At 69.9% G+C, this 7,410-nt stretch carries 2 protein-coding genes; both read left to right on the top strand.

The features are described from left to right. Positions 1-318: 318 nt before the first annotated feature. Positions 319-1,398, top strand: coding sequence for a glycoside hydrolase family 19 protein (locus ABTW72_RS20250; RefSeq protein ID WP_350860861.1), 1,080 nt, complete (start codon positions 319-321; stop codon positions 1,396-1,398). A 265-nt stretch (positions 1,399-1,663) separates the two neighbouring features. Next, positions 1,664-7,279: a GH92 family glycosyl hydrolase gene (locus ABTW72_RS20255; RefSeq protein ID WP_350860863.1), complete on the top strand. Its 5,616-nt coding sequence runs from the start codon at positions 1,664-1,666 to the stop codon at positions 7,277-7,279. The last annotated feature ends 131 nt before the right edge of the window (positions 7,280-7,410 follow it).

The following is a 7,410-nucleotide window of genomic DNA, read 5'->3' on the forward strand; positions in this document are numbered from 1 at the left end:
TCGGAGTATTACAGCGAGAATTCCAACGCGTCAACAAGTTCCGGAACATCCCCGGAACAAGGCAGGAAGCCGTTCGGCGGTCGGGGCAGGCAGGCCTCGGGCGGGGCGGCGCTCGGACGCCGTCTCGATGACGTAACTCGACGGGCCTGTCCATCGCATGATCCGGAAAGTGGCCGGAACTATCGATCGTCGATCTCCGGATCCGCCGTCACGCACGCCGCCCCCAATAGTAAAGATTGTGAACAGAAGCTGTTACAGTCACTTTGGTCGATATCCGCTCGGGTTTCGGCCAGTGAGGTCCCAGGAAGGAGTGATCACATGACGAGACTGCGTGCGCTGGTCGCGCTGGCGGCACTGATCGTCGCCGGTGGACTGGTTGCGGTCATCCCGGCCACCGCCGCCTCGGCGGCGGCCTGCTCGGCATCGTGGCAGGCCTCGGCCGTCTATTGGGGAGACGCCCAGGTCTCCCACAACGGCCGCAACTATCGGGCGAAGTGGTGGACCCAGAACGAGGCGCCGCCGGGCACGACCGGTGTCTGGGAGGACCTCGGCGCGTGCGGCGGGGGCACCACGCCGCCCACCGGGGGGACCTGCAGCTACCCGAACTGGACCGCCGGGACCTGGTACACCACCGGGGCGATCGTGCGGTACACCAACGGTTCCTACTACATCGCCGAGCACGACAATCCGGGGTACGACCCCGTCGTGAGCACCTGGTACTGGGAGCCCTACACCTGTGGCGGCCAGCCACCGACCACCCCACCGCCCACCAACCCGGGCGGCTTCGTGGTCACCGAGGCCCAGTTCAACCAGATGTTCCCAGGTCGCAACTCCTTCTACACGTACTCCGGGCTCGTCGCCGCGCTCAGCGCCTACCCGGCGTTCGCGCGCACCGGCAGCGCCACCGTCCAGCGCCAGGAGGCCGCAGCCTTCCTGGCGAACGTGTACCACGAGACCGGCGGGCTCGTGCACATCGTCGAGCAGAACACCGCCAACTACCCGCACTACTGTGACCCCGGCCAGCCGTACGGCTGCCCCGCCGGGCAGGCCGCCTACTACGGGCGGGGGCCGATCCAGCTCAGTTGGAACTTCAACTACAACGCCGCTGGTAACGCCCTCAACCTGCCACTGCTGACCAACCCGTGGCTGGTGCAGACCGACGCCGCGGTGGCCTGGAAGACCGGCATCTGGTACTGGATGACCCAGAACGGGCCGGGCACCATGACCGCCCACAATGCGATGGTCGGCGGCGCCGGGTTCGGTCAGACGATCCGTAGCATCAACGGCTCGATCGAGTGCAACGGCGGAAACCCCGCCCAGGTGCAGAGTCGCGTCACCAGGTACCAGCAGTTCGTCGGCATCCTCGGGGTCTCCGCCGGAGACAACCTCTACTGCTGATCCGTGGCCGGGCCTCGGCGTACGTCGTCGAGGCCCGGCACATCGGCGGCCGGCGCCCGGCGTGGGCGCCGGCCGTTTCGGCGCGATCAACCCGTTGACACGGCCGTGCTGTGCCCGGAACTATCAGCGGCAGTCCACCCGCCCCGGCTCCCGTTGCCAACGATCTCTGATGACAACGATGTCAGGGCTCGGCCCACCACCCGATCCACACTGCCCAGACGTTCGACGTACTCGACCCGGTTCGAGTCGAAAGGCTCCGTCCCTCATGTCGCACACCCCCCTTGCGCGCCCTCTCTCACCCCGCCTGATCGCGGCGACGACAGCCGCCCTGCTACCGCTGGGCCTGCTCGTCGCCGCGCCCCTGGCGAACGCCGCCCCCACCCCCGCACCGCCGGGCAACTTCACCTCCTCGTTCGAGTCCGCCGATCCGCAGCCCGCCACCAGCACCGTGGAGGTCGGCCCGAACGGAAAGCCGGTCCAGGCCAACCTGAGCGGCAAGGTCGCCACGCTGCCCGGCAGCCTGCTCGACCAGGTCAGCGCCGTGACCGCGAGCGACGAGAACAAACCGCGAGAGGTCGCCGCGAACCTCAAGGACGACGATCCGTCGACCAAGTGGCTCGTCTTCCAGCCGACCGGCTGGGTGACCTACCAGTTCGCGAAGCCCGTGACGGTGAAGGGCTACTCGCTGACCTCGGCCAACGACGCACCGACCCGGGACCCCAAGGACTTCGTCATCCAGGGGTCGAACGACGGCAGCACGTGGACCGACCTCGACAAGCGCACCGGGGAGAAGTTCAGCGGCCGGTTCGCCACGAACAGGTACAGCTTCACCAACCCGAACGCCTACGGCTTCTACCGCCTCACCGTCACCGCGAACTCCGGTGACTCGCTCGTGCAGCTCGCCGACTGGAACATCAGCGACGGCTCGGACGTCCGCCCGCCGGCCACCGCCATGGTCAGCGAGGCGAGCGCCGGCCCCAACGGCGGCTACACCACGAAGCCGGACGTCGGGTTCACCGGGCTGGCCGCGCTGCGCTACTCCGGCGGCGCCGAGGGCAACGGCCGGTCGTACGCGACCAACAAGCTCTTCGATGTCGCCATCCCGGTCGGGCCGAAGACCCGACTGTCGTACAAGATCTTCCCCGAGTTCACCAACGGGGACGGCCGGTACCCGTCCACCTACGCCGCCGTCGACCTGCACTTCACCGACGGCAGTTACCTGAGTGCTCGCTCGCCCGCCGACCAGCACGGCTACCCGCTCACGGGTGCCGGTCAGGGCGCCTCGAAGGTGCTCTTCGCCGACCAGTGGAACCTGGTGCAGGCCGACCTGGGCACCGTCGCGCGCGGCAAGACGATCGACCGCATCCTGCTCGCGTACGACAATCCGCAGGCCACCGGTGAGACCCGGTTCCAGGGTTGGCTCGACGACATCGAGCTGACGGCCGCGCCGGCGTCGATCGACGGCTCGAAGCTGACCAACTACGTCGACACCCGACGGGGCACCAACTCGACGGGCGGCTTCTCGCGCGGCAACAACCTGCCGATCACCGCCGTGCCGAACGGGTTCAACTTCTTCACCCCGGTGACCGACGCGACCTCCGACTCGTGGGAGTACGAGTACCACCGGATCAACAACGAGGCCAACCTGCCCATGCTCCAGGGCCTCGCGATCTCCCACGAGCCCAGCCCCTGGATGGGTGACCGCAACCAGATGTCCGTCATGCCGGTCGTCGGTGGCGGGCCGCTCACCGGTCAGCCCGCCAGTCGTGCACTCGCCTTCAGTCACGACGACGAGACGGCGCAGCCGGACCTCTACCGGGTCAGGCTCCAGAACGGCCTGGTCGCGGAGATGTCGCCCACCGACCACGCCGGGATCATGCGGTTCACCTTCCCCACCGGGCAGCCGACGGGAAGCCTGGTCTTCCACAACGGCACGTTCACCATCGGCACGGACGGCACGTTCACCGGTTGGGTCGACAACGGCAGCGGCCTGTCGGCCGGTCGTAGCCGGATGTTCGTCTCCGGTGCCTTCGACCGCGCGCCGACGGCGTCCGCCGCGACCTCGGCCACCTTCGACACCTCCGCGTCGCGGGAGGTGACGATGCGTCTCGCCACGTCGTTCCTCTCCGTCGACCAGGCGCGCCGCAACCTCGATCTGGAGGTCACCGGCAAGAGCTTCGACCAGGTCCACGCCGCCGCGACGGCCGCGTGGAAGGACCGGCTCGGCCGGGTCGAGGTGCGGGGCGCGACCGAGGCGCAGCTGGTCACCATGTACTCGAACCTGTACCGGCTGAACCTCTACCCGAACTCGCAGTCGGAGAACACCGGCACCGCCGCCGCGCCGCGCTGGCAGTACGCGAGCCCGGTCTCGGCGCCGACCGGCGCGTCGACCCCCACCCGGACCGGCGCGAAGATCGTCGACGGGCAGATCTACGTCAACAACGGCTTCTGGGACACCTACCGCACCGTGTGGCCCGCCTACGCGCTGCTGTACCCGGACGTCGCCGCCAAGATCTCCGACGGTTTCGTCCAGCACTACCGCGACGGCGGCTGGATCGCCCGCTGGTCGTCCCCCGGCTACGCCGACCTGATGACCGGCACCAGCGCGAACGTGGCGCTGGCCCAGGCGTACCTCACCGGCGTCAAGCTGCCCGACCCGCTCGCGGCGTACGACGCGGCCGTCAAGGACGCGACCGTCGCGTCCGGGCGCAGCGCGGTCGGACGCAAGGGCATCGAGAGCTCCCTGTTCCTCGGCTACACGCCGACGTCCACGGGGGAGTCGGTGTCCTGGGCGCTGGAGGGCTACATCAACGACTTCGGCATCGGCAACATGGCTGCGGCGCTCGCCAAGGACCCGGCCACGCCGAAGTCGGAGCGCGCCCGGCTCAAGGAGGAGTCGCGGTACTTCCTGGAGCGGGCCCGCAACTACGTCCACCTCTTCGACCCGAAGACGAAGCTCTTCCAGGGCCGCGACGCCGCCGGCAACTTCCTCGCCGGTGACCCGCTGGACTGGGGTGGCGTCTACACCGAGACCAACGGGTGGAACTTCGCGTTCACCGCCCAGCAGGACGGCCAGGGCCTGATCAACCTGTACGGCGGGCAGAAGGCGCTGCGGGACAAGCTCGACGCGTTCTTCACCACCCCGGAGAACGCCGACCGCCCCGGTGGGTACGGCGGCGTCATCCACGAGATGCTTGAGGCGCGCGCGGTGCGGATGGGTCAGCTCGGTATGAGCAACCAGCCGTCGCACCACATCCCGTACATGTACAACGTCGCGGGCGCGCCGGCCAGGACCCAGGAGACGGTACGGGAGATCCTGCGCCGTCTCTACGTCGGTAGCGAGATCGGCCAGGGCTACCTGGGCGACGAGGACAACGGCGAGATGTCGTCGTGGTACATCCTCAGCTCGCTGGGCATCTACCCGTTGCAGGCCGGGTCGTCGGAGTGGGCGATCGGCTCCCCGCAGTTCACCCGGATGACAGTGCGCCGCAGCAGCGGCGACATCGTCGTCAACGCGCCGAACAACAGCACGGCGAACATCTACGTGCAGGGCGTGACGGTCAACGGCAAGAAGCAGCGCGGCCTGTCAGTGGACGTCGCGACGCTCGCCAAGGGCGGCACCATCGACTTCCAGATGGGCTCCAAGCCGTCGTCCTGGGGCAGCGGCAAGAACGACGCGCCGCCGTCGCTGACCAAGGGCGACGAGGAGCCGAAGCCGTTGCAGGACGTCACCGGCCCCGGTCTCGGCACCGCGACCGCGACCGGCGGTCTGGACGCGTCGAAGCTGTTCGACGACTCGTCGACCACGCAGCTGACCTTCACCTCGGCGACCCCGCAGATCACCTGGGCCTTCCGTGGTGGCAAGCAGAAGCCGAAGTACTACACGGTCACGTCCGGAGCCGGTGCCGGCGATCCGGCGGACTGGCGCCTGCAGGGCTCCAACGACGGCCTCACCTGGACCACGGTGGACTCCCGCACCGCCCAGGTGTTCCCGTGGCGCAACCAGACCCGCCCGTACTCGATCGACAAGCCGGGACGGTTCGCCCAGTTCCGCCTCGCCGTCACGAAGACCGTCGGCGCCGCGCAGACCCACCTCGCCGAGGTCGAGCTGCTCGCCGGAGGTGACCTCGACCTCGGGGGCGGCGACATCACGGTCACCGCGGCGGACGGCGTGCACGCGACCACCGGCGTACCCGTCTCGGTGCCGCTGGCCACCGTCACCGGCGGCGACGCCAGCGGCTACCAGGCCACCATCGACTGGGGTGACGGCACGCCGGTCACCGCGGGCACCGTGACGTTGAGCTCGCGGGCCGTCTACCGCATCACCGGTTCGCACACCTACACCACACCCGGCTACCACCAGGCGAACGTCACGGTGACCGACGGCGAGAGCCAGAACTCCGCGACGGTCGGCGTCGAGGTGGCGTACGCCCCGGCCTCCGGTCTCACCGCCGCGTTCGACAGCGTCTGCGTCGGCGACGAAGGGGTCCTTGCGGCGGACTGTGACGCCAAGTCGTGGGCGTACTCGCGGGCCGCCCTGGCGGCCGGTGGTGTGACCCAGGGCCAGCCCCAGCAGGTGCCCGGAACGGCGCTGCGGTTCACCCTGCCGGTGATCCCGGCCGGGCAGCCGGACAACGCCACCGGCAACGGGGCGGCAGTCGTCCTCGACCTTCCGCAGGACGCGAAGAGCATCTCGTTCATCGGCGCCGGAACGCAGGGCAACCAGAGCACCACCGGCACGGCGACGTTCAGCGACGGCAGCACGGCCAGCATTCCGATCCAGTTGAGCGACTGGACGCTGGGCGGCAACGCCAACGGCACCCCGTCCTACGGCAACGTCATCGTCGCCCGGACGGCGTACCGGTTGCAGGGCACGAGCCGCGACGGGGCCCAGCCGTTCCTCTTCGCCACCGCGCCGTACCAGATTCCGGCGGGCAGGACGCTGGTGTCGGTGACCCTGCCGACGCAGACCGGTGACCCTCGCTCGGCGGGTCGGATCCATGTGTTCGCCGTGGCCAACGACGGCACGCCCGCCCCGGCGCTGACGACCGCCGCCCCGAAGAACCAGACGACCACCGCCGGGCAGGCCCTCGCGGCGAACCTCGGTGCGGTGACCGGCGGCGTTCCCGGTACGACGGGCTACCGGGCGCGCGTCCAGTGGGGTGACGGAACGGTTCCGGACGACGTGACGATCGGCGCGTCCGGCACGATGAGCGGCCAGCACACCTACGCACGGGAGGGCACCTACACGGTGCGCGTCACCGCGTGGGACACGCTGTCGAGCAGCACCGAGTCCTTCACCGTGACCGTGTCTCGGGGCGGATCGCAGCCGGCGATCGCGCTGTCCGCGTCGGGCACCGTCGCCACCGGTGGCGCGATCACCGTCAACGGCAGCGGCTTCGCCGCCGGCGAGCAGGTGACCGTCAGCGTCGGCACCGACCCGGGCCGGACCATGAAGGTCGCGGCCTCCGCGACGGGAACGGTCCGCGCCTCGGTGCCGACCTCCGGTGACGCGCAACCCGGCCGGTACGCCGTCACCGCGACGGGCTCGTCCTCGCGTACGCCGGCCACGGCCACCGTCCAGGTGACCGGGGAGCCGGAGGCGCGGACCTACCAGCCGCGGGTGGCGCTGCTGACCACCTCGGGTCCGCGCGGCACGTCGATCATGGTCGACGGTTCCGGGTTCGCGCCGAACGAGGTGGTCACGATCGCCTTCGGGACCGGACTGGCGGTCAGCACCGTGCGTGCGAACGGTGACGGCGTCATCTCCGGCGCGACGGTCAGCGTTGCGGGTGCGGCGAAGGCGGGCGCGACCAGCGTCACGCTGAACGGCGCGACGTCGGCGACGAAGGTGTCCCGACCGTTCACCGTCACCGGCTAGCACCGAGCCGGCGACAGTACAGCCGCGTGGGGCGGGCCGTGATCACGGCCCGCCCCCCCACCGTACCGCGGCCGAGAACCCCCCGCCCCCCCCCCGAGTTTGTCGCGTGGCGCAACAGGCGCCGCCCCGGA

This window comes from Micromonospora sp. NPDC127501 (genome assembly GCF_040302185.1).
Lineage (GTDB): Bacteria > Actinomycetota > Actinomycetes > Mycobacteriales > Micromonosporaceae > Micromonospora.

Excerpts from the sequence above, each read along its gene's own strand:
- ABTW72_RS20255 (WP_350860863.1), top strand. The coding sequence starts at position 1,664 with ATGTCGCACACCCCCCTTGCGCGCCCTCTCTCACCCCGCCTGATCGCG.
- ABTW72_RS20250 (WP_350860861.1), top strand. The coding sequence starts at position 319 with ATGACGAGACTGCGTGCGCTGGTCGCGCTGGCGGCACTGATCGTCGCC.